General features: G+C 40.6%; 1 protein-coding gene. It reads right to left on the bottom strand.

Translation table 11 applies throughout. The features are described from left to right. On the bottom strand, positions 1–834 hold an 834-nt coding region (locus HP439_RS19130; RefSeq protein WP_246229428.1), incomplete at its 3' end, for a LacI family DNA-binding transcriptional regulator. Between the last annotated feature and the right edge of the window lie 422 nt (positions 835–1,256).

The raw sequence follows: 1,256 nt of genomic DNA, 5'->3' as shown, positions 1-1,256 counted from the left end.
AAAGCCTATAACCCCAATATCTTTTCCCACTGTGTGTCCGGCTCTTTTTATAGCCTGGATAGCGCCTACTGCTTTTCGGTCATTGACAGCAAATATGGCATTAGGTGGGTCAACCAGGTCGAGCAATTTTTGGGTATCATGTAATCCGTGTATTTGATCGAATCCAGAAAAAATAATGTCCTGATCCCGGCATTGAAGCCCGTTGTCATTTAACGCAGTTTTATATCCTTTGAGCCGTTCCTGCGTGAAGGTGAGCTCACTCGGGCCCGCGATGTGAGCTATCTTGTTATATCCTTGCTGAATTAAATGCGTTGTTGCTAAATACGCCCCGTCATAATCACTCTGCATCACTTTCGAGGCGAGAATGTTATGAGGAACCCGATCAAAAAAAACAATAGGAAGGCCTTCCTCAATAAGGTTTTCGTAATGATCGTTGATGTTTGAGTTGGATGAAATCGATATTAATAATCCGTCGACACTTGTCGTTGAAATATTTTCGAGAAGTTTATATTCTCGTTCAACATCGTCGTTAGTAATATATATAATAGCCGTATAACCTTGTTGATACGCTTCTTCTTGTATGCCGGAGATAACGGTAGAGAAATAGTAGTTGGTAATAAAAGGTAATATAACAGCAATATTTTTAGTTGATCCTGAAGCGAGTGCGGCGGCGTTCGAATTGCGTTTAAATTTCAATTTTTCGGTCAAAGCAAGCACTTTTTTCCTCGTCTCTGGGCTTACGTCGTGCGCATCACGCAGCGCCCGCGAGACGGTGGAAACGGAAAGGTCTAATTGTTCCGCGATATCTTTAATGCCAAATTGCTTTCTCATCATTTTCGGTCTATATACAAGTTTAGCGAAAAAAGATCACCTGAATGCTATCGTTGTGTAAGCTTTTGCGTTTAAAGATAAACGTATTTTAGTAAACTAAATCCGATATCGATCAGCCAGAAATCCACTACTCTTCCGAACGATATGCTGCTGGAATAACAGATGCGATTATTCAAGAATGTGATTTATCCGATATCGTTAAATGGAAAGGAAACATCGTCGACAGAACAGTTCCTAAAATCTGAAAAATACGAAAAAGGCGGTCACAGATACTTTCTGCGGACCGCCCTTTTAAAAAATCAAGCGAAAAATAGGAGCCTAATCTCTCAAGGCGCTAACATCTTGCTCGGGAGCGTCTAAATTGAGATTCGAAATTTCTGTATACACAGCTTCGTTTACCGTAAATCCCCACTTTCTAAAGAAAT

The organism is Sphingobacterium shayense (assembly GCF_013179575.1).
GTDB classification, from domain to species: domain Bacteria; phylum Bacteroidota; class Bacteroidia; order Sphingobacteriales; family Sphingobacteriaceae; genus Sphingobacterium; species Sphingobacterium shayense.
Note: the sequence above shows the minus strand (reverse complement) of the source record. Positions and strands in the feature narration are given on the sequence as shown.